This is a genomic window from Ruegeria sp. CRTD044, from assembly GCF_059613485.1.
Window position 1 is genome coordinate 23,747 of sequence record NZ_JBXWSP010000002.1, and the last position, 24,334, is coordinate 48,080.

Annotated in this window: 33 protein-coding genes; 12 read left to right on the forward strand and 21 right to left on the reverse strand. The window is 62.7% G+C overall.

Annotated elements, in window-relative coordinates:
- Nucleotides 1–2: 2 nt before the first annotated feature.
- Both AC2FNL_RS00320 and era read right to left on the reverse strand, forming a co-directional pair.
- On the reverse strand, nucleotides 3–332 hold the full coding sequence (locus tag AC2FNL_RS00320) for a DUF1491 family protein (RefSeq protein WP_093965279.1): 330 nt from the start codon (nucleotides 330–332) through the stop codon (nucleotides 3–5).
- Nucleotides 329–1,237 carry a GTPase Era gene (gene era, locus AC2FNL_RS00325; RefSeq protein WP_496831621.1) on the reverse strand — a complete coding sequence of 303 codons (909 nt, stop codon included), beginning with the start codon at nucleotides 1,235–1,237 and terminating at the stop codon, nucleotides 329–331. The genes AC2FNL_RS00320 and era overlap by 4 nt, the downstream gene beginning before the upstream one ends.
- A 161-nt stretch (nucleotides 1,238–1,398) precedes the next feature.
- On the opposite strand from era, the gene AC2FNL_RS00330 reads away from it, so the two are divergent.
- The gene (locus AC2FNL_RS00330) at nucleotides 1,399–2,781 is read left to right on the forward strand and encodes a multicopper oxidase family protein (RefSeq protein WP_496831623.1); all 1,383 of its coding nucleotides are present in this window, start codon (nucleotides 1,399–1,401) and stop codon (nucleotides 2,779–2,781) included.
- 102 nt (nucleotides 2,782–2,883) lie between these two features.
- Here the strand turns inward: AC2FNL_RS00330 and rnc are convergent, their stop codons facing one another.
- From rnc to folK, 9 genes are all read right to left on the reverse strand, one after another.
- Entirely contained in the window at nucleotides 2,884–3,564 is a 681-nt protein-coding gene (rnc, locus tag AC2FNL_RS00335) for a ribonuclease III (protein ID WP_170342656.1), read from the reverse strand.
- Nucleotides 3,561–4,397, reverse strand: a complete 837-nt coding sequence (lepB, locus tag AC2FNL_RS00340; RefSeq protein WP_496831625.1) for a signal peptidase I — start codon at nucleotides 4,395–4,397, stop codon at nucleotides 3,561–3,563. The genes rnc and lepB overlap by 4 nt, the downstream gene beginning before the upstream one ends.
- 32 nt (nucleotides 4,398–4,429) lie before the next feature.
- Entirely contained in the window at nucleotides 4,430–4,876 is a 447-nt protein-coding gene (acpS, locus tag AC2FNL_RS00345) for a holo-ACP synthase (RefSeq protein WP_093965271.1), read from the reverse strand.
- Entirely contained in the window at nucleotides 4,873–5,319 is a 447-nt protein-coding gene (locus AC2FNL_RS00350) for an ABZJ_00895 family protein (protein ID WP_170584928.1), read from the reverse strand. Before AC2FNL_RS00350 ends, acpS begins: the two co-directional genes overlap by 4 nt.
- 37 nt (nucleotides 5,320–5,356) lie before the next feature.
- Nucleotides 5,357–6,103 (reverse strand): pyridoxine 5'-phosphate synthase, encoded by a 747-nt coding sequence (locus AC2FNL_RS00355; RefSeq protein WP_496831628.1) that lies wholly within the window; start codon nucleotides 6,101–6,103, stop codon nucleotides 5,357–5,359.
- Complete coding sequence (locus AC2FNL_RS00360) at nucleotides 6,096–6,794, reverse strand: DUF2062 domain-containing protein (RefSeq protein ID WP_170366279.1); 699 nt, start codon at nucleotides 6,792–6,794, stop codon at nucleotides 6,096–6,098. Before AC2FNL_RS00360 ends, AC2FNL_RS00355 begins: the two co-directional genes overlap by 8 nt.
- Nucleotides 6,795–6,810: 16 nt before the next feature.
- Nucleotides 6,811–8,943 carry a RelA/SpoT family protein gene (locus AC2FNL_RS00365; RefSeq protein ID WP_093965265.1) on the reverse strand — a complete coding sequence of 711 codons (2,133 nt, stop codon included), beginning with the start codon at nucleotides 8,941–8,943 and terminating at the stop codon, nucleotides 6,811–6,813.
- A gap of 26 nt (nucleotides 8,944–8,969) precedes the next feature.
- Nucleotides 8,970–9,323 (reverse strand): DNA-directed RNA polymerase subunit omega, encoded by a 354-nt coding sequence (rpoZ, locus tag AC2FNL_RS00370; RefSeq protein ID WP_093965263.1) that lies wholly within the window; start codon nucleotides 9,321–9,323, stop codon nucleotides 8,970–8,972.
- Between the two features lie 94 nt (nucleotides 9,324–9,417).
- Nucleotides 9,418–9,975 (reverse strand): 2-amino-4-hydroxy-6-hydroxymethyldihydropteridine diphosphokinase, encoded by a 558-nt coding sequence (gene folK / locus AC2FNL_RS00375; protein WP_170342677.1) that lies wholly within the window; start codon nucleotides 9,973–9,975, stop codon nucleotides 9,418–9,420.
- Nucleotides 9,976–10,123: 148 nt separating this feature from the next.
- Between folK and AC2FNL_RS00380 the strand changes: the two genes are divergently transcribed.
- The 6 genes from AC2FNL_RS00380 (at nucleotide 10,124) to AC2FNL_RS00405 (ending at nucleotide 13,957) form a co-directional block, all read left to right on the forward strand.
- Nucleotides 10,124–10,696 (forward strand): LabA-like NYN domain-containing protein, encoded by a 573-nt coding sequence (locus tag AC2FNL_RS00380; protein ID WP_093965260.1) that lies wholly within the window; start codon nucleotides 10,124–10,126, stop codon nucleotides 10,694–10,696.
- A gap of 200 nt (nucleotides 10,697–10,896) precedes the next feature.
- Nucleotides 10,897–11,847 carry a 4-hydroxy-3-methylbut-2-enyl diphosphate reductase gene (gene ispH, locus AC2FNL_RS00385; protein ID WP_496831632.1) on the forward strand — a complete coding sequence of 317 codons (951 nt, stop codon included), beginning with the start codon at nucleotides 10,897–10,899 and terminating at the stop codon, nucleotides 11,845–11,847.
- Nucleotides 11,844–12,296, forward strand: coding sequence for a DUF3429 domain-containing protein (locus AC2FNL_RS00390; RefSeq protein ID WP_496831634.1), 453 nt, complete (start codon nucleotides 11,844–11,846; stop codon nucleotides 12,294–12,296). Before ispH ends, AC2FNL_RS00390 begins: the two co-directional genes overlap by 4 nt.
- A complete protein-coding gene (locus AC2FNL_RS00395) occupies nucleotides 12,293–12,877 on the forward strand; it encodes a class I SAM-dependent methyltransferase (protein WP_496831636.1) in 585 nt (194 codons plus the stop codon). Before AC2FNL_RS00390 ends, AC2FNL_RS00395 begins: the two co-directional genes overlap by 4 nt.
- Entirely contained in the window at nucleotides 12,870–13,337 is a 468-nt protein-coding gene (gene rnhA / locus AC2FNL_RS00400; protein WP_170462023.1) for a ribonuclease HI, read from the forward strand. The genes AC2FNL_RS00395 and rnhA overlap by 8 nt, the downstream gene beginning before the upstream one ends.
- Entirely contained in the window at nucleotides 13,334–13,957 is a 624-nt protein-coding gene (locus AC2FNL_RS00405; protein WP_496831637.1) for a trimeric intracellular cation channel family protein, read from the forward strand. The genes rnhA and AC2FNL_RS00405 overlap by 4 nt, the downstream gene beginning before the upstream one ends.
- Here AC2FNL_RS00405 and AC2FNL_RS00410 read toward each other — a convergent pair.
- From AC2FNL_RS00410 to def (AC2FNL_RS00435), 6 genes are read right to left on the reverse strand one after another with little or no spacing between them, the layout of a single operon-like run.
- Nucleotides 13,954–14,514 (reverse strand): DinB family protein, encoded by a 561-nt coding sequence (locus AC2FNL_RS00410; protein ID WP_496831639.1) that lies wholly within the window; start codon nucleotides 14,512–14,514, stop codon nucleotides 13,954–13,956. The two genes, AC2FNL_RS00405 and AC2FNL_RS00410, sit on opposite strands and share 4 nt — an antisense overlap.
- Nucleotides 14,515–14,571: 57 nt before the next feature.
- Nucleotides 14,572–14,808 (reverse strand): GlsB/YeaQ/YmgE family stress response membrane protein, encoded by a 237-nt coding sequence (locus AC2FNL_RS00415; RefSeq protein ID WP_093965248.1) that lies wholly within the window; start codon nucleotides 14,806–14,808, stop codon nucleotides 14,572–14,574.
- A 1-nt stretch (nucleotide 14,809) separates the two neighbouring features.
- The gene (locus AC2FNL_RS00420; RefSeq protein ID WP_005981317.1) at nucleotides 14,810–15,046 is read right to left on the reverse strand and encodes a hypothetical protein; all 237 of its coding nucleotides are present in this window, start codon (nucleotides 15,044–15,046) and stop codon (nucleotides 14,810–14,812) included.
- Nucleotides 15,046–15,966 (reverse strand): methionyl-tRNA formyltransferase, encoded by a 921-nt coding sequence (gene fmt, locus AC2FNL_RS00425; RefSeq protein WP_496831641.1) that lies wholly within the window; start codon nucleotides 15,964–15,966, stop codon nucleotides 15,046–15,048. The genes AC2FNL_RS00420 and fmt overlap by 1 nt, the downstream gene beginning before the upstream one ends.
- Before the next feature lie 6 nt (nucleotides 15,967–15,972).
- Nucleotides 15,973–16,467: a peptide deformylase gene (gene def / locus AC2FNL_RS00430; RefSeq protein ID WP_170454026.1), complete on the reverse strand. Its 495-nt coding sequence runs from the start codon at nucleotides 16,465–16,467 to the stop codon at nucleotides 15,973–15,975.
- Nucleotides 16,464–16,982, reverse strand: coding sequence for a peptide deformylase (gene def / locus AC2FNL_RS00435; protein ID WP_496831644.1), 519 nt, complete (start codon nucleotides 16,980–16,982; stop codon nucleotides 16,464–16,466). Before def (AC2FNL_RS00435) ends, def (AC2FNL_RS00430) begins: the two co-directional genes overlap by 4 nt.
- Nucleotides 16,983–17,076: 94 nt before the next feature.
- Here def (AC2FNL_RS00435) and AC2FNL_RS00440 point away from each other — a divergent pair, with 94 nt between their 5' ends.
- Nucleotides 17,077–18,249, forward strand: a complete 1,173-nt coding sequence (locus AC2FNL_RS00440) for a MalY/PatB family protein (RefSeq protein WP_496831646.1) — start codon at nucleotides 17,077–17,079, stop codon at nucleotides 18,247–18,249.
- A gap of 20 nt (nucleotides 18,250–18,269) precedes the next feature.
- Here the strand turns inward: AC2FNL_RS00440 and AC2FNL_RS00445 are convergent, their stop codons facing one another.
- Complete coding sequence (locus AC2FNL_RS00445; RefSeq protein ID WP_093965240.1) at nucleotides 18,270–18,623, reverse strand: hypothetical protein; 354 nt, start codon at nucleotides 18,621–18,623, stop codon at nucleotides 18,270–18,272.
- Between the two features lie 214 nt (nucleotides 18,624–18,837).
- On the opposite strand from AC2FNL_RS00445, the gene AC2FNL_RS00450 reads away from it, so the two are divergent.
- A complete protein-coding gene (locus AC2FNL_RS00450; RefSeq protein ID WP_496831648.1) occupies nucleotides 18,838–19,827 on the forward strand; it encodes a glutathione S-transferase family protein in 990 nt (329 codons plus the stop codon).
- On the opposite strand, the gene AC2FNL_RS00455 is transcribed toward AC2FNL_RS00450, so the two are convergent.
- Nucleotides 19,809–20,171, reverse strand: a complete 363-nt coding sequence (locus AC2FNL_RS00455; protein ID WP_093965237.1) for a response regulator transcription factor — start codon at nucleotides 20,169–20,171, stop codon at nucleotides 19,809–19,811. The two genes, AC2FNL_RS00450 and AC2FNL_RS00455, sit on opposite strands and share 19 nt — an antisense overlap.
- Nucleotides 20,172–20,353: 182 nt before the next feature.
- Between AC2FNL_RS00455 and cobD the strand changes: the two genes are divergently transcribed.
- Genes cobD through AC2FNL_RS00470 form a run of 3 tightly spaced genes read left to right on the forward strand, consistent with a single transcriptional unit; the run spans nucleotide 20,354 to nucleotide 23,414 of the window.
- Complete coding sequence (cobD, locus tag AC2FNL_RS00460) at nucleotides 20,354–21,319, forward strand: threonine-phosphate decarboxylase CobD (protein WP_496831651.1); 966 nt, start codon at nucleotides 20,354–20,356, stop codon at nucleotides 21,317–21,319.
- Nucleotides 21,316–22,236, forward strand: a complete 921-nt coding sequence (gene cbiB / locus AC2FNL_RS00465; protein ID WP_496831653.1) for an adenosylcobinamide-phosphate synthase CbiB — start codon at nucleotides 21,316–21,318, stop codon at nucleotides 22,234–22,236. Before cobD ends, cbiB begins: the two co-directional genes overlap by 4 nt.
- A gap of 14 nt (nucleotides 22,237–22,250) precedes the next feature.
- Nucleotides 22,251–23,414: a lytic murein transglycosylase gene (locus tag AC2FNL_RS00470; RefSeq protein ID WP_496831655.1), complete on the forward strand. Its 1,164-nt coding sequence runs from the start codon at nucleotides 22,251–22,253 to the stop codon at nucleotides 23,412–23,414.
- 4 nt (nucleotides 23,415–23,418) lie between these two features.
- Here AC2FNL_RS00470 and AC2FNL_RS00475 read toward each other — a convergent pair whose 3' ends face one another.
- Complete coding sequence (locus AC2FNL_RS00475; protein WP_496831657.1) at nucleotides 23,419–23,916, reverse strand: P-loop nucleotide/nucleoside kinase family protein; 498 nt, start codon at nucleotides 23,914–23,916, stop codon at nucleotides 23,419–23,421.
- Between the two features lie 45 nt (nucleotides 23,917–23,961).
- Nucleotides 23,962–24,324 carry a hypothetical protein gene (locus AC2FNL_RS00480; RefSeq protein ID WP_496831659.1) on the reverse strand — a complete coding sequence of 121 codons (363 nt, stop codon included), beginning with the start codon at nucleotides 24,322–24,324 and terminating at the stop codon, nucleotides 23,962–23,964.
- Nucleotides 24,325–24,334 lie beyond the last annotated feature (10 nt).

Below are 24,334 nucleotides of genomic sequence, written 5' to 3' on the forward strand. Positions count from 1 at the left end.
CCCTAGTCCAGCCCCTCTTCGTTCAACAGATGCCGGCCTTGCCGGTCTTCGACCTCGATCACCCAGAGGTCGGGGTCAAAGCTGCGCTGACGGGCGATGGCCTCGTCCACCTCGGCCTCGGGACCTTTGGCCAGCTCGATCCATTTGCGCGCGCCGCTGAGCAGGTCGAAGCTGCGCTGAAAGGCGGTGGCATTTCCGTCGAGCGTGTTGAGCTTGACCAGAACCGCGCCGGCAGTGTCGTCGCCATGGCTTACGACGTAGGCGGGGATCTCGTGCAGGCGCAGCCGGGCCAAGTAGGCGTGGACCCAGAACTCGGCCGTCAGCCGGGTCATGCGTTGCCGTCTTTGAAATCCAGCCCCATTTCCGAGTAGCGCTCGGCCTCTTCCAGCCAGTTGGGCCGGACCTTCACCTGCAGGAACAGGTGGACCTTGCGATCAAGGAATTCCTCCAACTCGGCCCGGGCGGCCTGGCTGACGGCCTTGATCGTCTCGCCGCGCTTGCCCAGCACGATGCCCTTGTGGCCGTCGCGCATGACATAGATGATCTGGTCGATCTTGGCCGAACCATCCTTGCGCTCTTCCCAGTTCTCGGTCTCGACCGTCAGCTGATAGGGCAGTTCCTGATGCAGCCGCAGGGTCAGCTTCTCGCGCGTGATCTCGGCCGCGATCATGCGCAGCGGCAGATCGGCGATCTGGTCTTCGGGGTAGAGCCAGGGGCCTTCGGGCAGATGCTGTGCCAGCCAGACACGCAGGTCCTCGACGCCGTGGCCCTTCTCGGCCGAAATCATGAAGGTTTCGGCAAAGGGGAAGCGGTCATTCAGGTCGCGGGTAAGAGACAGCAGCGCGGGGGCTTCGACCCGGTCGATCTTGTTGATCGCCAGCGCCACCTTGCGGCCCTGCGCGATCTCGGACAGGCCATCCAGGATGCGCTCGACGCCTTCGGTGATACCGCGATGCGCTTCGACCATCAGCACGATGATGTCGGCATCGGCCGCGCCGCCCCAGGCCGCCGCGACCATCGCGCGGTCAAGCCGGCGGCGGGGTTTGAACAGGCCGGGCGTGTCGACGAAAACCAGTTGCGATTCGCCCTCCATGGCGACGCCGCGAATGCGCGCGCGCGTGGTCTGCACCTTGTGCGTCACGATCGAGACCTTGGCCCCGACCATGCGGTTCAGAAGGGTGGATTTGCCTGCATTGGGCTCTCCGATCAGGGCGATGAATCCGGCGCGTGTCGTCATTGTGTGGTGATCCTGTTTTCAAGTGCGCATCCCTATCGCAGAAAGGCACAGCGGGCCAGAGGCATTTGTCGCATTGCCGGGCCGGTACGGGAATGGCAGGATAGGCGCACAGGCCAAGCCGATCCCAGCCAGGCCGCAGACCCGCATCTTGAGGATCAGGCATGAGACGACGGGAGTTTCTTTTATCGGGCGGCGCCGCAATGGGGGCCGCAGGCTTGGGTGGACTTGCATTCGCGTCCAATAGCTCCGATCAGGAACTGGTGGTTCAAAGCGCCAGCTACATGTTTCGGGACCAGCCTACGCAAGGAATGGTCAGCCTGAGCCCCGACGCTCCTCCGCCCATCCATTTTGGACGTCAGGGTGAAGCGATGAGACTGACGGTCAAAAACACTCTGTCCGACTATACCTCGATGCACTGGCACGGGATGCGCATCCGCAATGATATGGATGGCGTGCCTTATCTGACGCAGATGCCGCTGGGAGAGAACGAAAGCTTCACCTACGAGTTCACACCCCCAGATGCCGGAACCTACTGGTATCACCCGCACTGCATGACGATGGAGCAGATGGCGCACGGTCTGACCGGAGTGATGGTCATCGCCGAGCCTGAAGACGTCGGGTTCGACAGCGAGCAAGTGATCAACCTGCGGGACTTTCGCCTGGACGAGAGGGGGGCATTTCTGCCCGCCTACACCCAGCGGGGCGCGGCCAGAGCCGGAACTTTCGGCAATTTGCAGACCGCGAACTGGCACCAGCACCCAATCTATGATCACGCAGCCGGCAGCCTCGTGCGGCTGCGACTGCTCAATTCGGACACGGCCCGGATCTACAAGTTGCACCTAACGGACGGAAACGCGCAGGTCATCGCGTGGGACGGTCACCCGGTCACCGCCGAACTACCGATGCCGAGTGCCGACGATCCCCTGCTGTTGGGCCCCGGTCAGCGTGTGGATTTTGCCGTTGCGATGCCAGACGGCGAAGGGGCACAGGTCGATCTTGTGGCCAAACTGCCCGGTCAGCCCTTGAGGACGATGGCCAGCCTGCGATCGGTCGGGCAATCCGCGAGTCGAGACCTGAGAGAACTGAAGCCTTTGCCGAAGAACCCGGTCGCCCTGCCCGATCTCAGCAACGCTCAGGTGCACGAATTCGTCTTCGGATGGACGCCAGAAGGTGAACTGCCGGACAATGGGTTCTGCGGGTCTCTTGGATACAATTTCTGGTCCATCAACCGGGTTCCCTGGTCCGGAGATGCTTCCTCGGATGTCGGGCCATTGGCGACGCTGGAACTGGGCAAAAGCTACGTCTTGAGGCTGCGCAATGTATCTCCGAACCTGCATCCGATCCATCTGCATGGACTCGTCTTTGTGCCGTTGCGATCAAACCTGCGAGAGTTGCCGCCGCTGATGACGGACACCATGCTGTTGTTGAAGGACGAGGTCGTGGAAATCGGGCTGGTCGCAGACAATCCGGGTGACTGGGCCTTTCACTGCCATGTGATCGAACACCAGAAGACCGGGCTGACCGGGTTCCTGCGGGTCGTTTGAGCCGCAAGGTCTAGCCGTTGCAGACGCGGTTCGTGATAGGTGGCCAGCCATCGCGGACATTCCCGGACAGATGAAGAGCAGGTAACGCCGCGATCGAAGAGATCAGCTTGTCAGACGATCCAGCAGAGCCTGCGCGGCCGCCTGTTCCGCCTGACGTTTGGAACCGGCCGTTGCTTGGGCCTCGGATCCGTCCTGCAGCCGGGCCGCGATGGTGAAAACGGGGGCGTGATCCGGACCGCTTCGTGAAATCTCGACATAGGCGGGCGGTTTCTGCCCGCGCGCCTGCGCCCATTCCTGAAGCGATGTCTTGGCATCGCGCGCATCCGCTTCGACCGTGTGAATCCGGTCACCCCACAGCGACAGGATCACTTTCTGCGCGGCCTCAAAACCGGCATCGCGATAGACCGCAGCGATAACTGCCTCCATGGCGTCGCCCAAAAGCGCCTGCTTGCGGCGCCCGCCCGACAGCATCTCTGACCTACCCAGCTTCAGAACCGCGCCGATATCGATCTGGCGGGCAACGTCGGCACAGGTTTCCTTGCGCACCAATGCGTTGAAACGGGGGGCCAGTTGGCCTTCAGTGGCCTTCTGGTCCGCTTCGAGCAAGGCGGTGGCCATCACAAGCCCCAGCACACGGTCACCCAGAAACTCGAGCCGCTGGTTGTCCGGACGTGTCGAAGACGAGACCGAACCATGGGTCAATGCCCGAACCAGTAGTTCAGGGTTGGAGAACCTGTGTCCAAGGCGTTTTTCGAACGCCTTCATGTCGGCCGAAAGCTTCAATTGACCGCCTTGAAGAACCGGTCACCGCGCCAGGTCCAGAAGAACAGCATCGAACGCCCGGCGGACGAGAACATGATGCGGTCGGCTCGACCGATCAGGTTTTCATAAGGAACGTAGCCGACGCCGCCTGCGACCTGTGGCACGCGGCTGTCACTGGAATTGTCACGGTTGTCGCCCATGAAGAAGTAGTGCCCTTCCGGCACGGTGTAGACACCCGTGTTGTCGGTACTCTGATTGCCGATATTCAGGATTTCATGCGACACGCCGCCCGGCAGCGTTTCGATCATCCGGGTCTTTTCACAGGTACCGCCGACGCCGACCGGGCCATTTTCACAGCGCGGCCGAAGGCGCTGAGGCCCTTGCGGCTCGGCGATTTCGGTAAAAGTGCCATCCCGGGTCTGCTTGGCTTCGGTGCCGTTGATGTAAACCACGCCATCCTTGATCTGAATTTTGTCTCCGGGCAAGCCGATCAGGCGCTTGATGTAGTCGCGCCCCGAAACCGGATGGCGGAACACGATGACGTCGCCACGCTCGGGCTCGCCGCCCAGCAGTCGGGTATTGTCGCCCCCCATCCAGCCGCAGATGTCTTCGGCATCGACATCGAGGCCGACGCTAGGGATGATCAGGCTGGGGCAGGACGCGTAGGAATAGCCGTAGGCCATCTTGTTGACGAACAGGAAATCACCGATCAGCAGCGTGGGTTTCATCGACCCCGACGGAATCCAGAACGGCTGAAAGAACAGAGTGCGGAAAACGCCCGCGATCAGCAGGGCATAGACGATTGTCTTGATCGTCTCCCAGATGGCGTTTCCGGATTTGGCTTGCTCGGCCATACTGCTCTCCAGTCCTTGCTCGGCTCGGGGGGTTACATGCGGCGCGGTCGCGGGGGTGTCAAGGCCGCCGCGTCGGGATCACCAAGCGGGCGGGCCTCGATCACCACGAAGGCCTGCGCCCATGGATGATCGTCGGTCAAGGTGACGTGGATGATCGCCTCGTGTCCTTCGGGCGTCATTTCCTTCAACCGTTCCGCGGCCCAGCCGGTCACATGCATGACGGGCTGACCGGTGCGCAGATTGGTGACAGCCATGTCCTTCCAAGCGATGCCCATGCGCAGCCCCGTGCCCAGCGCCTTGGAGCACGCCTCTTTCGCGGCCCAGCGCTTGGCGTAGGTTCCGGCCGTATCCCGCCGGCGCTCGGCCTTGCGCTGCTCGGTCTCGGTGAAGACACGGTTGCGGAACCGGTCACCGAACCGATCGAGCGTGCCCTGAATGCGCTCGATATTCGCAAGATCCGTACCGATGCCGAGTATCATGAGTTCGACTCTTTCTTTGCCCTTTCAAGAGCCTTGAACGCCGACCGGGCGCCCACCCACAGGAATAGCCGCGAAATGAGAAATGCCACGACAAAGGTGATCGTGAAACCGATCACCAAAAAGTTCACCGGGATACCGGCCAATCCCTCGGACATGCCCGGAACGACAAGAAAGAACAGCCCAGCCATGACAAGGTTGGTCAACATGCCGACGACGCCCATCCATAGTGCGGCGCTCCACATGTCGCCGCTGCCCGGCATGGTCTGGTGCGTCTGAACCTGTCGGTGTCCTTCGAAAGTCGCGGCGGCCAAAAAGGGGATGAACGGCAGGAAACTGCTGGACAAGTCAATTCCGAACACCGCCGAAACGCCAAACAATACAGCCGGGACCGCAATCGATGTGATTACGAAGACGACAAGAAACCTGGGAATGTTCAAGCGCATCGGGAGATCCAGAAGAAGGAGGCTTCAAGGCAGCGGATCATTGGCGCGCCTCATCCATCAGGCGGCGCATTTCCTGAATCGCTGGGGTGAGACCCCGGAAGATGGACTCGCCGATCAGGAAATGGCCAATGTTCAACTCGCGCACTTCGGGGAAGGCGGCAACGGGCTGGACCGTGTCATAGGACAGGCCATGGCCGGCATGCACTTCGAGGCCCAGCGAATGGGCAAAGGCAGACATCTTGCGCAGCGCCTCCAGTTCGCGTTGCGCGTCGTCCACCCGACCCTCGGCATGGGCGTCGCAATAGGCACCAGTGTGCAGCTCGATCACTTCGGCGCCGATGCGATGGGCGGCCTCGATCTGCTTGGGGTCTGCGGCGATGAAGATCGACACCCGGCAACCGACGTCACGAAGGGGCGCGATGAAATGCGCCAGACGGTTTTCCTCACGCGCGACTTCCAGGCCACCTTCGGTGGTACGTTCCTCGCGCTTTTCGGGGACGATGCAGACCGCGTGCGGCTTATGGCGCAGAGCGATCTTCTGCATCTCAGCCGTAGCCGCCATTTCAAAGTTCAGCGGAACCGACAGAACCTCCATCAGCCCGTCGATATCGGCATCCGAGATATGCCGCCTGTCTTCGCGCAGGTGCGCGGTGATGCCGTCGGCCCCGGCCTCTTCGGCAAGCTTTGCGGCGCGAAGCGGGTCGGGATAGGCGCCGCCACGGGCGTTGCGCACGGTGGCGACATGGTCGATATTCACGCCCAGGCGCAGAGGGGTGTCAGACATCCTTCGAATCCTTTTTTCTCGCGTCGCCCGAGCCTATCGGGTTTGGTCGGGGAACGGCAGAGCTTGCTTCGGCCAAGCGTTTGATTTCTTCGAACTTCGCCTTGATCTTTGCGCGGCGCCGCATCTGATAGGTTCGGATCACCGGCAGGCTGATATAGGTGCAGATCACGCCAGCCACGATGCCGGGAATGATGCCGCCAATCATGTAGGGAAAGAACACGTCGTCATAAAATTGGGACAGCCCGTGCCAATCAGCGACACGATCGGAAAACATCGCCAGGAAGTTATCCTTGAGGTCCCCCATCGCGCTGGCAAATTTGCCCATCAGTCCCTTGGTGTCACCCTCTTCGTATTCGGTGCCCAGCAGGAAATGCCCAGTTTGCAGGCAGACCACGCCGATCGGAACGTAGGTCAACGGGTTGCCGAAGAACGTGCCGCTCAACGCGGCAAGGATGTTGCCGTTCAGCAGCCGGGCCAAGACCGCGGCAACCAGAAAATGAAGGCCGTAGAAAGGAGTGAAGGACGCGAACACCCCGGCCCCGACCCCACGGGCAATGCGCTCGGGCGAGTCCGGAAGACGACGGACACGGTGTTTGACATAGTGGAAGGCGCGGGTCCAACCGCCGCGAGGATAGACCAACTCGGACAGGACCTGGAGTACCGAGCGGCGATCACGGCGCTTGAAAACCACTCCTGATCACCCCTTCTCAGCCAGCTGCGACCGCAGCGCTTGTCATGTCCCGGTACCGTTCGACTGCAGCCACGTCACTTTCCGCCTCGAGCATCAGCATCAGCGAATGCAGCTGTTCAAGATCCCGCACCTCGATACTGATCAGCAGACGATAGAAATCAGGCTTCCGGTCCACGAATTCCAGGTTCGAGATATTGGCCTTTTTCTCGCCGATCAATGTGCAAATACGTCCCAGCACGCCGGCGTCATTACCGATGGTCAGTTCCAACGTGGCGCCGTAAGCGGCCGGATGCGTGCCGGTATGCCAGTGAAGATTCACCCACCGTTGCGGCTGATCCTCGAATTCGGCAAGGCGATCGCAATCGATGGAATGCACCACCACGCCCTTGCCCCGAGACGTGATGCCCACGATGCGTTCGCCCGGCAAAGGCTGGCAGCAAGGCGCGCGTTCAAACCCCTGCCCCGGCTCAAGCCCGATCACGGCGCGACGCAAGGGGATTGCTTCGCCCTCGTCGCGGGTCAGGTCGGGATAGACCGCGGCCACCACATCATGGGCGGTCAGTTCGGCACTGCCGACGCGGGCCAGCAACTCATCGCTGTTCTTGATGCGCAGGTGTTTGGCGGCGGTTTCCAATGCCTTGTCGGTCGCCTTGCGGCCGACATGCTCGAACCCCGCGCGGACCAGTTCGCGCCCCAGTTTGATGAACCGTTCACGGTCAACCTCGCGCAGGGCGCGGCGGATGGCGGTGCGGGCCTTGCCAGTCACCGCAATCTCGAGCCACGTAACCTGCGGGGTCTGGCCGTCGGCGGTGATGATGTCGACCGATTGGCCATTCTTGAGCCGCGTCCACAGCGGCACGCGAATACCGTCCACCTTGGCCCCGACACAGGCATGGCCGATGCGCGTATGGATCGCGTAGGCGAAATCGATCGGGGTCGCACCACGCGGCAGTTTCACCACATCGCCTTTGGGGGTGAAGCAGAAGACCTGGTCCGAATACATCTCGAGCTTGACCGCCTCGAGGAAATCTTCGTGGTCTTCCTCGGTATCGAACTGCTCGGTCAGGTTGGCGATCCACTTCGCCGGATCGACCGCAAAGGGGTTTTCCGTCCGCACACCGTCACGATAGGACCAGTGCGCGGCAACACCGGTCTCGGCGACGTCATGCATCTGACGGGTACGGATCTGCACCTCGACCCGCTTGCCGTCACGGCCCGAGACCGTTGTATGGATCGACCGGTAGCCGTTCGATTTCGGCTGGCTGATATAGTCCTTGAACCGTCCCGGCACCGCGCGCCAGCGCTGGTGGATGGCCCCAAGGGTGCGATAGCAGTCTTCTTCGGTCTGGGTGATGATGCGGAAGCCATAGATGTCGGACAAGCGAGAGAAGCCCTGATCCTTCTCCTGCATCTTGCGCCAGATCGAATAGGGTTTCTTGGCGCGACCAAAGACTTCGGCCTCGATCCCCGCTTTCTCAAGCTCGTGCCGCATGTCACCGGTGATCCGGTGAATCACGTCACCGGTTTCGCGCTGCAGCGTGATGAAGCGGCGGATGATCGACTGGCGGCCTTCGGGATTGAGGACGCGGAACGCCAGGTCCTCAAGCTCTTCGCGCATCCACTGCATACCCATCCGGCCGGCCAGCGGCGCGTAGATGTCCATCGTTTCGCGCGCTTTCTGCACCTGCTTTTCGGGGCGCATTGCCTTGATCGTGCGCATGTTGTGCAGCCGGTCGGCCAGCTTGACCAGGATCACCCGCAAGTCCTTGGACATGGCCATGAACAGTTTGCGGAAGTTTTCCGCCTGCTTGGTTTCGCGACTGGAGAGCTGCAGGTTGGTCAGCTTGGTGACGCCGTCCACAAGCATCGCCACCTCGTCGCCGAACAGCTCGGCGATCTTGGAATAGCTGGCCTTGGTGTCCTCGATCGTGTCGTGCAGCAGCGCGGTGATGATCGTGGCATCGTCCAGACGCTGTTCGGTCAGAATGGCGGCGACTGCGACGGGATGCGAAAAATAGGGCTCGCCCGAATGCCGGAACTGCCCTTCATGCATCTGCAGTCCGAACTCGTAGGCCCGGGCGATGCGATCTGCATTTGTCTTGGGGTTGTAGTTGCGGACCAGCGCAATCAGGTCTTCAACAGAAATCATCCGGTCCGCACCTTCGCTTGCAGGGCTTACCCCTGCCCCTGGGCCTCCATCAGGGCACGCAGGAGTTTCTCTTCGGACATGTCGTCATCTGCCGGCTTGTCCGACTCTGCACCCATCAACAGCGCCATCTGATCTTCTTCGGGCTCGTCGACCTCGATCTGGGTCTGGTTGGCCTCGATCAGACGTTCACGCAGCTCGTCCGCCGTCTGGGTTTCTTCTGCAATCTCGCGCAGAGACACGACGGGGTTCTTGTCGTTGTCACGGTCAACGGTGATCGATCCGCCAGTCGAAATCTCGCGCGCACGATGGGCGGCAAGCATCACCAGTTCGAACCGGTTCGGTACCTTGTCTACGCAGTCTTCGACCGTCACGCGGGCCATGAGGCGCTCTCCACAAATGAATCCGTGTCAGGAAGGGGTTTATCTAAGCGCGAATCTCTGCCTTGACAAGCGGGAAATGCCCAGCATTGGCGGCTCAGAGAGGGGTTACGGCGGCAACCTCGTCCGCAGGCAGCTGTCCGATCATTTCCCGGACGGTCAAATCCAGCACCGGATGGCGCCAATCGGGCGCGACGTCAGCCATTGGAACCAGCACGAATGCCCGGTCCTGCAGGCGCGGGTGCGGCACTATCAGTTGTTCGGGCGCGGATCGCACCTGCTGGTCCATCGGCAAATCCAACCAGCGGCGGTATCCGTCCAGGTCCGGCAGAACGCGGTCGTCCCAGCAGACAAGATCAAGATCGAGTGTGCGCATACCCCAACGCTGAACCCTGGCGCGGCCGAACTCGGCCTCGACCTCGTGCAGCAGGTCCAGAACACCGCGCGGATCCAGTTCCGTCTCGATCACAGCGGCTGCGTTCACGTAGTCCGGGCCGGCGCCCGCAGGGAAGCAGGGGGTCGAAAACAGCCGGCTTTTGGCCCGAATCACCAGCCCCTTGGCCTCCATGACCTCGAGAGCCTGCGCGAGTGTCACCTTGGGCCCGTTTCCTCTCAAGGTGAGATTTGCCCCCAACGCCACGACCACTTTTGACATGGATTTGACCACTTTTATCCCCGTATTCCGTTCAGAGAATACTTGCGATACAGGTCAAATAGCCTATTTTAAAGGCATCAATGCGCGAATTTATTTTTTTCACTCACAGACACCTCCGCGCGTTGAGCGATACCGGAAGGACAAATTAATGTTTTACAAGGACGAACGGCTTGCGCTGTTCATCGACGGCTCGAATCTGTACGCCGCCGCAAAAGCACTGGGGTTTGACATCGATTACAAGTTGCTTCGCCAGGAATTCATGCGTCGAGGCAAGCTTCTCAGAGCCTTCTACTACACAGCGCTGCTAGAAAACGACGAATACTCACCGATCCGTCCGCTTGTCGATTGGCTGCATTACAATGGCTTCACCATGGTGACCAAGCCGGCCAAGGAATACACCGACAGCATGGGGCGCCGTAAGGTCAAGGGGAACATGGACATCGAACTGACTGTCGATGCCATGGAGCTTGCGCCGCGCGTGGATCATATCGTGCTGTTTTCGGGTGATGGGGATTTCCGCCCGCTGATTGCCAGCCTGCAACGTCAGGGCGTGCGCGTTTCGGTCGTCTCGACCATCCGCAGCCAGCCGCCGATGATTTCGGACGAGTTGCGTCGACAGGCCGACAATTTCATCGAGCTTGACGACCTGCGCGACGTGATCGGACGCCCTCCACGGGACGTGTCCGATGAACCGCGCACGGTAGCCGTCGCAGGAAAATAAGAACTCCGCCATCCACCACTCACACATGTGGAGCAATCGCGCGGTCAGGACTTTTTGTCCTGGCCGCGCTTCTTTAATCAAGAACCCGTGCTCAAACGGGTATTGGCTAACAGGACTTCATGTCAGCATGATGACAAAGCTGTCCTGACTGGACCAACAGGTGGAAAAGCCTTACCTGTCCCTTTCAAGGAGACAGACGCATGACCAAGCCCCCCCTGACCCTGTATCTGGCCGCCCCGCGCGGGTTCTGCGCCGGTGTGGACCGCGCGATCAAAATCGTGGAAATGGCCTTGCAGAAATGGGGCGCCCCGGTCTATGTCCGGCACGAGATCGTGCACAACAAGTTCGTCGTAGACGGGCTGCGCGCCAAGGGAGCCGTCTTTGTCGAAGAGCTGGACGAATGCCCCGATGACCGGCCGGTGATCTTTTCCGCCCACGGCGTGCCCAAGTCGGTGCCCGCCGCCGCAGCCGCGCGCGAGATGATCTATGTCGACGCCACCTGCCCGCTGGTGTCCAAGGTCCATATCGAGGCCCAGCGCCACGCCGAGGCCGGGTTGCAGATGATCATGATCGGGCACAAGGGCCACCCTGAAACCGTCGGCACCATGGGCCAGCTGCCCGAGGGCGAAGTTCTGCTGGTGGAGACGGTTGACGATGTGGCCAGGGTGCAGGTCCGCGACCCTGAAAAACTGGCCTTCGTCACCCAGACCACGCTGTCGGTGGACGACACGCGCGACATCGTGGCTGCGCTGCAGGACCGGTTCCCGGCCATCGTCGGCCCGCACAAGGAAGACATCTGCTATGCCACCACCAACCGCCAGGAGGCGGTGAAAACCGTCGCACCCAAGTCAGATGCGCTGCTGGTGGTGGGCGCGCCCAACTCCTCGAATTCGCGCCGCCTGGTCGAGGTGGCGTCCAAGGCGGGCTGCACCTATGCCCAGCTGGTGCAGCGGGCCTCCGACATCGACTGGCGCGCGCTCGACGGGATTTCCAGCATCGCCCTCACCGCCGGGGCTTCGGCGCCCGAGGTCCTGGTGAACGAGGTGATCGACGCCTTCCGCGATCGCTATGACGTGACCGTCGAAACCGTCGAGACCGCCACCGAGAATGTCGAGTTCAAGGTGCCCCGCATTCTGCGCGTGCCCGCATGAGCGGCATCCCCCGCGCACCATTGATTCTGGGCCTGGCCGGTCTGATCCCCTTTGTCTGGGGCGCGCTGACCTACCTGAGCGGAGACCTGAACGACTGGGGCAGCCGCGCGCTGGGTCCCCGGTTCGTGGGGCCCTATGTGCAGCTGTTTTATGGCGCGGTAATCCTCAGCTTCATGTCCGGCGTTCTATGGGGTTTTTCCACCAAGACCGCGGGCAGCCGGGCGGCTCTGTGTTATGGGCTGTCGGTTCTGCCGGCGCTGTGGGCGTTCTTCACCACCGGCGGCGGGCCGGTCGACGCGGGTACCAACCTGATGATCGGCTTTGCCGGGCTGCTGGTGCTGGACGCGCTGTTCTGGTCTTGGGGCCTGACCCCGCGCTGGTGGATGAAACTGCGGCTGCTGCTGAGCGCCGTTGTACTCGCCTGCCTGGCCGTTGGAGTATTCCTGTGAGCGACAAACGAACCATCGACGCCTACACAACCCGTGTGGACGACTATCTGAAAGTGCCGCTGCCGCCCGAACAGATCGAGGCGCGCGCAGCATTCGCGCAGGCGGTCGGCGACGGGCTGGTGCTGGATCTGGGGTCGGGTCCGGGTTCGGACAGCGGTTTCTTTCTGCGCCAGGGGCTGCGGGTTCGGGCGCTGGACGCCACACCGGCCTTTGTCGAACACGCCCGCGCAAATGGCGTGGACGCGCATCTGGGCACGTTCGACGACGTGACCGAAACGGCCGAATACGATGGGGTCTATGCCAGCTTTTCCCTGCTGCACGCCCCGCGCGCCGATTTCCCGCGACACCTGGCCGCCATCCACCGGGCCCTTAAGCCGGGCGGCGTGTTCTTTCTGGGCCTCAAACTGGGCACCGGAGAGCATCGCGACGAACTGGACCGCTACTACACCTATTTCTCGCGCCCCGAGATCGAGACCGCGTTGATCGAGGCCGGGTTCGTCATTGACCGTGTCACCACCGGTATGGGAAAGGGGCTGGCCGGATCGTATGACGGTTTCATTCTGGTGCTGGCCCATGCCTGATCTGTTTGCCTATACCGATGGCGCCTGTTCCGGCAATCCCGGCCCCGGAGGCTGGGGCGTGCTGCTGCGGGCGATGGATGGAGAAACCGTCCTGAAAGAGCGCGAGTTGAACGGCGGCGAAGCCGAGACCACCAACAACCGGATGGAGCTGCTGGCCGCGATCAGCGCGCTCGAGACACTGGAGCGGCCCTCGAAAATTACCATTGTAACCGATAGCGCCTACGTGAAAAACGGGGTGACCGGCTGGATTCACGGGTGGAAGCGCAACGGCTGGAAGACCGCAAGCAGGAAACCCGTCAAGAACGTGGACCTGTGGCAGCGGCTGGACGAAGCCCAACAGCGCCATGACGTGACCTGGGAATGGGTCAAGGGCCATGCTGGCCACCCCGAAAACGAACGCGCAGATGAGTTGGCGCGCGCAGGCATGGCCCCGTTCAAGCCGAAAAAGGCCCGCACATGAGCGGGCTGGCCCTGCTGGACTATGCCTCGGTTCTGGTCTTTGCGCTGACCGGGGCGCTGGTGGCCAGCCGGGCACAGCTGGATCTTGTGGGGTTTGCCTTCATCGCCTGTCTGACGGCGGTGGGCGGTGGCACGGTGCGTGATCTGCTGCTGGATCGGCACCCCGTCTTCTGGGTGGGCCAACCTGACTATATCCTGATCGCGGTGGCGGCGGCGGTGGTCGTGTTCTTCACCGCGCATCTTGTCGAAAGCCGCTACAACTGGTTGGTCTGGCTGGACAGTTTCGCGCTGTCGATCGCCGTGGCCGCGGGAACGGGCGCGGCGCTGGCGCTGGGTCAGTCGGGCGTGATCGTGGTGTTGATGGGTGTGACCACCGGCTGCCTTGGCGGGCTGATGCGCGACGTGGTCTGCAACGAGGTGCCGCTGGTGCTCAAACAGGGCGAGCTTTATGTCTCGTGCGCTTTCACCGGTGCGATGGTGGCCGTGGTGGCCACCCGTCTGGGGCTGGAGACGCTTCTGGCGCTGGGCCTGTGCGCGCTGTCCTGCTGGGCGCTGAGGGCCGGATCGCTCCTGTTCGGCTGGCAGTTGCCGGTCTACAAGGCGCGCCCGCCGCGGAGCTAAAGGCCCTGCCAGACCTCTTCCTCGGTCAGGTTCAGAGATGTGAAATCCTCGGCCCGCAGCGATCTGTCAGCCTCCCACTCCATGAAGAACTCATCCAGTTGCGGCGGAGCGATCATAGTGCCCGAAAGCATCGAATGGACTTGTCCCCGATGATGAATCTGGTGCTGCAGCAAGTGCAGGATCGTGCGGTCGTACCGCTCGACTTGGACCACGTCCCCACGTGGAATCCTGACGCGTGCAGTTTCATCCAAAACCTTCTCATCGCGGCAAACATCCACAAAACGTTGGTCGATGGCGCGCTGGTGCGCCGAAAGCTCGGGCAATTCGGGATAGGGAGTTTCCGGGTCGAAGGCGTTCAATCCCATTGGCCGGCCTTCCAGTGCGGTGACGTAGAAAAGATCAACCGTGTAAATGTGATTGAGAGTCTCGATGATGGACGGGAAGAAACCAGTACGGTGCTTCGCCAGTTCCTCGGGGGGCACTTGCGCGCAAGCCTCCAGAATTCGGTGGTTGGCCCATGCGTTGTTATAAGCTTGTGGCAAGAAATAGTTTTTCATTTCCGATGCCTAGTTGATTGCCAAAGCACTGTCTAGCGTGGCCTGCGACCTGCCGCATTAACGCCGGAAATAGGTCTTCCAGAGCCAGATCAGCAGCAGCGCGCCCAGCACCGCGCCGACGAATCCGGGCATCCAGCCCATGACCGTCAGCAAGGCGCGCATGATCAGCCCGCCCACCACGGCCCCGGCGATGCCGATCAGCAGGGTGGTGGGGATGTCCGCCTCGATCCGCATCAGGCGGGTGGCCAGAAATCCGGCCGCGGCGCCGATGACGATCAAGGCAAGGACGGGCATCTCATTTCCTCCAATGCGTGGGCACGATGATCAAGGCCCCCACCGACGAGATCACCGCATCCAGCCCCGGCGGTCCAAAGCTGATACCGAACATGATGCGGATGAAATAGAACAGGAACGCCCCACCCACGCAGATGATGATGGATTGCAGATAACCGTTGTGGGTAAAGCCCGTCACCTCGGACAGATAGCCGACGATGCCGGCAATCACTACGGTGCCCATCATCACCATGAACATCAGGACGTCTCCGAGTCGAGGCGGGTTCCGGCCGGGATCGGCCAGCCCCGCAGAAAAGTTTCCCTATCCTGCGCCGCCTTGCCCGCCCGTTGCAAGCGCAGCAGCTCGACCGCGCCGGTGCCGCAGGCCACGCGCAGCGCGTCGTCCAGCACCTCGCCCGGCACACCCTGCCCGTCCGACAGGCGCGAGGCGAGCAGCTTGACGCGCTCGCCCTCGATCTGAGTCCAGGCGCCGGGAAAGGGCGACAGGCCACGAATCTGGCGATCGACATCGACGGCGGGGCGCGACCAGTCCACGCGGGCCTCGGCCTTGTCGATCTTGGCGGCATAGGTCACGCCGACCTCGGGCTGCGGTTCGGGGGTCAGCTCGGGCAGGCGGTCCAGTACCTGCACGATCAGATCGGCGCCCATCGCCGACAGGCGGTAATGCAGCTGGGCGGTGGTTTCCTCGGGTCCGATCGGGGTGGCCTGACGCAGCAGGACGGGGCCGGTGTCCAGACCGGCCTCCATCTGCATGATGCAGATGCCGGTCTCGGCATCGCCCGCCATGATCGCCCGGTGGATCGGCGCGGCCCCGCGCCAGCGCGGCAGCAGGCTGGCGTGGATGTTCAGGCAGCCATGCCGGGGCGCGTCCAGAATCGGCTGCGGCAGGATCAGCCCATAGGCCACGACCACCGCCACATCGGCCTTCAGCGCGGCAAAGGCGGCCTGTTCCTCGGGCGATTTCAGCGTGGTGGGATGACGCACCGGCAGGCCCAGCGCCTCGGCGCGGGCATGCACCGGCGTGGGCCGGTCCTTCTTGCCGCGACCGGCCGGGCGCGGGGGCTGGCAATAGACGGCGACGATCTCGTGCCCGGCCTGCACCAGCGCATCCAGCACCGGCACCGAAAACTCGGGCGTTCCCATGAAGATGACGCGCATGCCGCCTTACCCCGCCTTTTTCGCCTTGCGCAGCAGCATGTCGCGTTTGACCTTGCTGAGACGGTCAAAATACATCCTGCCGTTCAAATGGTCGATCTGGTGCTGCACGCTGGTGGCTTCGATGCCGACGAAATCGCGTCGGTCAATCTCGCCTTTTTCATTGAGGAATCGGACCGTCACCGCACGCGGACGTTTGATCTTGGCCGACACGCCCGGCAGGTTCGGGCTCGCCTCGTCATGCTCGCGCAGCTCGATCGAGCTGTGCAGGATTTCGGGGTTGGCCAAGCGCACCGCGCGGCCACGCTCGGTCGAGCCGTCCACGACCGCCAGCCGCAGCATCACACCGATCTGGGGCGCCGCCAGGCCGACGCCGGGCATCGCCTCCATCGTGTCGATCATGTCGTCCCAGATGGCGCGGATCTCGTCGGTGATCTCGGTCACCGGCTCGGCCTTGGTGCGCAGGCGCTTGTCGGGCCACGGCAGGCAGGGACGGACGGTCATGCGCGGGCCAGCTCACGCTTGAGCTTGACCATCTTGCGCGTGATCATCTGCCGTTTCAGCGGCTTGAGATAGTCGATGAACAGCTTGCCGTTCAGGTGGTCGATCTCGTGCTGCACGCAGGTGGCCCAGAGACCGTCGAAGGTTTCGCGCTGCGCGTTGCCGTTCTGGTCCATCCAGGCGACCTCGACCTCGGCCGGGCGGGTGACCTCGGCGAACTGATCGGGGATCGACAGGCAGCCTTCCTCGTAGACACTGGTTTCGTCCGAGGCCGAGATGATCTCGGGGTTGAACATCACCAGCGGGCGGGGAGTGGCGCCTTCCTCCTTGACGCAATCCAGCACGATCAGCCGTTCCAGCACGCCGATCTGGGGCGCGGCCAGCCCGATGCCCGGCGCCTCATACATGGTTTCCAGCATGTCGTCGGCCAGCGCGCGCAGCTCGTCTGACAGGTCGTCCACGGGCGCACAGACCTTTTTCAGGCGGGGATCAGGATGGATCAGGATGTTGCGTTTCATGGGGCTGATTTAGGTCATCGCGCGCGTGGCCGCAACGCCCCCCTTGCGCCGGGCGAATTTCCCGATAGCTTTCGGGCCAACGAATGGAGCAGACATGACTTTCAACGACCTGATCGACCGCCGGGGCACCTTCAGCTCGAAATGGGACAAGATGGAGAAACTCTATGGTGTCTCGCCCGAGGACGGGCTCGCCATGTGGACCGCCGATTCCGACTATGCCACCGCGCCCTGCGTGATTGAGGCGGTGCGCCGCGCGGCGGATCACGGGGTGTTCGGCTATTCCTGGCAGCACCCGGCCTATCTGCAGGCGGTGCAGTGGTGGATGCAGAACCGCCACGACTGGGCGATCGACACCGATTGGATTCTGACAACACAGGGTCTGGGCAACGCCATCGCGCTGAGCCTCGACGTGTGGAGCGAACCGGGTGACGGGGTCGTGATCTTCACGCCGGTCTACCACGAGTTTGCGCACAAGGTGAACAAGACCGGCCGCCGGGTGGTGGAATGTCCGCTGGTGCGGGCCGGTGACACCTATGCGATCGACCTGGACGACGCTCAGTCGCGGCTGGACGGGTCGGAAAAGCTGTTGCTGTGGTGCTCACCACAGAACCCGTCCGGGCGGGTCTGGACACCGGACGAGCTGCGCGCGGTGGCGGCCTTTGCCGAACGCAATGGGTTGATCCTGATCTCGGACGAAGTGCATCACGATCTGGTCTATCCCGGGCATACATTCGTACCGATGGACGTTGCCGCGCCGGATGCACGGCCCTGGACGGTGACGCTGACTGCACCGTCCAAGACCTTCAACATCGCCGGCCAGCGCACCGGCAACATGATCATTCCCGACGACAAGCTGCGGGCGCAAATGCGCCACCGGCTGAACACGCTGGACTACGACCCCAGCGCATTGGGCGTGGCGATAATCACCGCAGCCTACTCACCCGAGGGCGCCAAATGGGTGGATGCCCAGATCGACCACCTGAACGGCAATCGCGCGCTGTTCGATGCTGCTATTTCCGAGATCCCCGGCCTGTGGTCGATGCCCCTGCAGGCGACCTACTTGGCTTGGGTGGATTTCTCGGGCACCGGAATGGACCACGCCGAATTCGTGCGCCGTCTGCGCGATGATGCGCGGATCGCAACGTCATCCGGTCCGGGGTTTGGAACGGGAGGCGAGACCTTCGAACGGTTCAATCTCGCCACTCAGCGGGCGCGGGTCGAGGACGCGTGCGCCCGTTTGAAACTTGCTTTTTCCGACCTTCAATAAGGCCGTGCGAACGGTCTGCCCTAGTCGTCTTTGCCGAGAAGGGCGATTGGGGCATCCGGCGCGCGATAGAAATCCAGTGGCGCCTTGTCCGCCGCGACGGTGCTGCGCTTGAACTCATATCGCATCTGGCCGCCGTCTTCCTCGTCAGCGACGATCAGGCATTGATACAGGTGGTTGGCGCCGTCAAAAATATCGACCAGTCCACGCAGACGCGGTGTTGTCTCGGCCTCGACGGCGAAACCATCCTTCCACAATTTGAGGATTCTGTAGGTATTGTCGCCCATTTCCACCCGCAGGCGGCTGGACTTCTTGAGCGATGCGATTCGGGCCGCATCCAATTCGGCGCTAATTTCTTTGGAAACATAAGTACTCATCAAAATTCCCCCCAAGCTATGCCATCTATTGTGGGGGTATCTTCGTAAAAATCCAGTGAAGTCCGACCGTTGACGCGGACCTGTGGGCGATTTGTTGCACAGCCATCCCGGGCGGCACTGTGCGACTGCGCAGAGATGCTGCGCGCCGTCGGCGATGTGAACTGCGGCGCTGTCGCACTAAGCTTTGTCCGGACACGGAAACGGAGGATCCAAGATGGGCCTGTTGGTCGACGGCACCTGGCACGATACCTGGTATGACACGAAATCCACCGGCGGAGCGTTCAAACGTTCGGCTGCCCAGTTTCGAAACTGGATAACGGCCGATGGCAATTCAGGTCCCTCGGGCAAGGACGGTTTCAAGGCCGAAGCCGGGCGATATCACCTGTATGTCAGCCTGGCCTGCCCTTGGGCACACCGGACGTTGATCTTCCGCCAGATCAAGGAACTTCAGGACCTGATCACCGTCTCGGTGGTTCATCCGGACATGCTGGACCGCGGTTGGACTTTCCAGACCGACGATCACGGCGCCACCGGCGATGCTTTGTATGGGCTGGACTTTGCCTATCAGGTCTACACACGCGCCGACCCGAACTACTCGGGCCGGGTGACGGTGCCCATCCTGTGGGACAAGGTGCAAGAGACCATCGTGTCGAACGAAAGCTCGGAAATCATCCGCATGTTCAATTCGGCCTTCGACGAAATCACCGGCAACACCGACGACTACTGGCCCGCCGAGATGCGCGACGCGATCGAAGAGGTCAATGCGCGGGTCTATTCAAACGTGAACAACGGCGTCTACAAATCCGGCTTTGCCACCACGCAGGAGGCCTATGACGCGGCCGTGCACCCCCTGTTCGACACGCTGGGCTGGCTGGAAGACCGGCTGTCCACGAACCGATACCTGATGGGTGATCGCCTGACCGAGGCCGACTGGCGCCTGTTCACGACCCTGATCCGGTTCGACCCGGTCTACCACCTGCATTTCAAGTGCAACCGCAGGCGGCTGATCGACTATCCCAACCTGTGGGCCTACACGCGCGAACTGTATCAATGGCCGGGCGTGGCGGGCACGGTGAACCTGCACCATATCGTGCGGCACTATCACTACAGTCACGACAGCATCAATCCGCACCGGATCATCCCGATCAACCCCATCCTGGACTATTGGGAGCCGCACGGACGCGATCAGCGCCCCGCAGCGTAATGCTCGACCATCGCCGCCAGATCCTCGGGCGGCGTTCCGCTCTGGACATAGGCGCAGGCGTTGGGGCTGTGCGCAAAGATCGACCCGTCGGAAAAGAACGTGGTGTTGGTGACGAAAATCACCCGGGCATCCGGGCGGCGATAGCTGGCGAAATCGGCGACAGCCAACGCGCTGCCTGAATCCAGAACCAAGTCCAGGATTATGATGTCGAAGGGCGTGCCATAAAGTGCAAGGATCGCTGCCTCCTGGCTTTCGACCAGAGTAACCTCGGCCCCCTGCCGTTCCAGGTGCCGCTGCCAGACCCGACCCAGATCGGGGTTACTCTCAACAATCAGAACTTTCATTTGCAACAACCTCGGCACTTGATAAGGTGAGTGGTGCCGACCCCCATAAGCTGTGATCACGTTATTTCGTTAACAAAGGGTTAACGGCCGCTCCAGCCCTCCTCTATGAACCGGATTTGCTTGTAAAAACGGCGTAAATCCGCTTGAAGCGGGGTAAATTCGGCGTTTTGGACGATTCCGGCATGACTGACCGCACTGACGACTTGAACCCACGCGGCAAGCGTGACCACGGCGGTGGGTTGGACGACGCCATTGCTCGCCACGGCGGCGCGCGAGCGGAATGGATCGACCTGTCGACCGGGATCAACCCGCACCCCTACCCGGTGGCGGACCTCACGTCCGAAGACTGGACCGCCCTGCCCGACCACGGGGCCTTTGCCCGGCTGAGCGATGCGGCCCGCCGGTTCTGGGGTGTGCCGGACGGCGCGGCGATTCTTCCCGCGCCGGGCGCTTCGGCCCTGATCGCGCGGATCCCGGCGCTGGCCCCCGTTGGTGCAGTCCAGATCACCATGCCAACCTACAACGAACATGCCGCCGCCTTTGCCGCGCAGGGCTGGACGGTGCAGCCCGGCGGCCCGACGCAGGCGCGGGTGTTCGTGCATCCCAACAATCCCGACGGCCGGATCTGGCAGGCCGAGGACGCCGATGCGCCGCTGACCGTGATCGACGAAAGCTTTTGCGACGTGACGCCCCAAGCATCTCTGATCCGTCTGTCCGAGCGCCCCGGCGTGATCGTCCTGAAAAGCTTTGGCAAGTTCTGGGGTCTTGCGGGCCTGCGGCTGGGCTTTGCCATCGGGCATCCCGACCTGATCGCGCGACTGAACGATCTGACCGGCCCATGGGCGGTGTCCGGCCCGGCCCTGCGCATCGGCACGCAGGCCTTGAATGACACGGCCTGGGCCGAGGCCACACGCGCCCGACTGGCCCGTGATACGGAACGGCTGGATACGCTGATGACCGGCAAGGGCGCGCATTTGGTCGGCGGAACCACGCTGTTCCGCCTGTATGACGTGGACGATGCCGCCGTCTGGCAGGACCGGCTGGCACAGGCCCATATCTGGAGCCGCATCTTCCCCTATTCTGATCGGTTCCTGCGGCTGGGCCTGCCGCCCGAGCATGGCTGGTCGCGGCTCGAGGCGGCGCTGTGAGCACCGCGCTGACGCTGGCCCTGGCGATGCTGCTGGACGCCGCATTGGGCGAGCCCGATTGGCTGTGGTCGCGCCTGCGGCACCCGGCGGTGCTGATGGGCAACGCCATCGGCTGGTTGGACCGCCGCCTGAATCACGGCACGCATCGACGGGCCAAGGGCGTGTTCGTCGCCCTTCTGCTGGTCTTGGGCGGCTGGGTGGTCGGTGCGGCGCTGGCGTCGCTTGGTTGGGCGGTCGAGGTCGTAGTCTGCGCGATCCTGTTGGCACAGAACTCTCTGGTGGCGCATGTCCGCGCCGTGGGCGTCGCGCTGCGGCAGTCCCTGCCCGAGGGCCGCGCAGCGGTGGCAATGATCGTGTCGCGCGACACCTCGCAGATGACCGAGGCACAGGTGGCGCGCTCGGCCATCGAGAGCGCCGCCGAGAACCTCAGCGACGGGGTGATCGCCCCGGCTTTCTGGTTCCTGCTGGGCGGCCTACCGGGGTTGCTGGTCTACAAGGCGGTGAACACCGCCGACAGCATGATCGGGTACCGCAACGACACGTACCGAGACTTCGGGTGGGCCGCCGCCCGGCTGGACGATCTGCTGAACCTGATCCCGGCGCGGCTGACTTGCCTGATGATCATGGCCCTGTCGGGACAGTGGCGCCAATGGCGGGCCATCGTCGCGGACGCGCAGCGCCACATTTCGCCCAATGCCGGCTGGCCCGAGGCCGCCATGGCCCGCGCGTTGGACGTGGCACTGGCCGGGCCGCGCAGCTATGACGGGCAGATGCGCGATCTGGCTTGGGTCAACGGCGAAGCCCGGCGCACGATCGGCGCAACGGAGGTTTTCCGCGCATGCGGGATCCTTTGGCAGGTTTGGGGGCTTGCGTTGGCCGGACTGACGGTGTGGGTTGTTCTGAACACGGTTTTCTGAGGATGGTTTTCGTCATGCGCTTTGTCTCGGGCCTTATGGCCGCTTGCCTGTTCGCCGCCCCGGCCCTTGCCCAATGCGGCGGCGGCTTCAACGCCTTCGTTCGCGGACTGAAGGCCGAAGCGGCACAGCAGGGGTTCGACACGGCCACGGTCGATGCGTTCTTCAACGGTGTGCAGCAGGACCCCAAGGTGCTGAAGGCCGACCGGGCGCAGGGCGTGTTCCAGAAACCGTTCATCGAGTTCTCGCGCCGCCTGATCTCGCAGGATCGGATCAGGCGCGGCCAGGCGATGGCGCAGAAATACGATGCCGTTTTCGACCGGATTGAGGCCGAATACGGTGTGTCGCGCGGGGTCCTGCTGGCCTTCTGGGCGTTCGAGACGGATTACGGCGCGTTTCAGGGCGATTTCAACACCCGCAATGCGCTGGTGACGCTGGCCCATGATTGCCGCCGCCCCGAACTGTTCCGGCCGCAGATCTTCGCCGCGATCGAGCTGTTCCGGAACGGAGACTTCGACCCGAACCGCACCACGGGCGCCTGGGCGGGCGAGATCGGCATGGTGCAGATGCTGCCCCATGACATTCTGGAAAACGGCGTGGACGGTGATGGCGACGGGCATGTTCGGTTGAAAACGTCGGCCCCCGACGCGCTGATGTCTGGGGGCAAGATGCTGTCGCATCTGGGCTGGCAGCCAGGTCAGCCCTGGCTGCAGGAGGTCACCGTGCCCGCACAGATGGACTGGTCGCTGAGCGGGCCGGGCAAACCGCGCCCGGTCTCGGACTGGCAGGCGATGGGCGTGCAGGCGCGCAGCGGGTCGCTGGCCGACCTGCCGGCCTCGCTGATCCTGCCGCAGGGGCGCAAGGGTCCGGCCTTTCTGGCCTATCCGAATTTCGATGTCTATTTCGAGTGGAACCAAAGCTTTGTCTATGTCCTGACCGCGGCCTATTTCGCCACCAGGCTCGAAGGCGCGCAAGTCTATGCCGCGGGCAACCCCGATCCGGGCCTGACCGGCGCCCAGATGAAACAACTGCAGGCGAGACTGCAGGCGCGCGGGCATGACGTGGGCAAGATCGACGGCATCTTGGGGGCCGGTACGCGCGCTGCAGTACAGGCTGAGCAGGCCCGGCTGGGCCTGCCCGCAGATGCCTGGCCGACAGTTGATTTGCTAAACCGACTTTAGACGCTCAATCCGTTGGGTCGTGGAATACCAGCGTGAATCCTTCCTCAGGCGTGGGTTCCGCGTAATGCTTGGAAAACCGGCGGAACTGCTCTTCGGTCGCGGCAAAGGCGTGGTCGCCCGCTGCGTTTCGTGCTTGCAGTCGGGCCAGACAAACGGTGTCGGGCGTGGTCAGCACATGCATCTGATGCGCCGTATCGGTCTGATCCAGAATTTCGCGCATCCAGGCGCGGGTTTCGACCGTGTTGGCCGGGAAATCCAGAACAACCGACATGCCCGCTTCAAGCAGAGTGGTGACATGCGGACCCATCGCCGCCCGCAGACGCGTGGAACAGCGCAGATAGTCGGCACCTGTCACCATCTGATCGGCAAAAAGCGGCTTCAGCCAGGCGTCCTCGGAAATCAGAACTGTGCCGGGCTTCCTCGCGAGCTGGGCGGCAAGCGTCGATTTTCCTGCGGCGATCTTTCCGCAAAGCATGTGCAGGGTCGGAGCGTGTCGGGTCATCGGTCGATTCCTGGTTAGGCACGGCGGGTGAAAGGCAGGCCCCGATCACTCGGGTCGCACCGGGTAACGTTCACCTTTTTCGGTGATCAGGATCAACCGACCATTGTTCCGCACGTACAGATCGCAGCGGTCGAACCCGTTGCGGTACTGCACACAGATGCTGCCATCAGCGGCGATCGAGTAGGTTCCGAAGGCCGTTCCGCCGCCATTGACCGCCGAATAAGTATAGGAATAGGCCCCACCGGCCGAGTATTTCGACTGCCCGTCGTCATAGAAAGTCAGCGTCTGCCCAGCCAACGCGTCCAGTTCAGCGGGGCTCAGGGGGATATCACCGGGGCGTATGGCCCATTCGGCAGCCCAAAGCGGCGAGGCGGCGCAGGCCGCGGCGATCAGCAACAGGTGTTTCATGCAGCCAGCC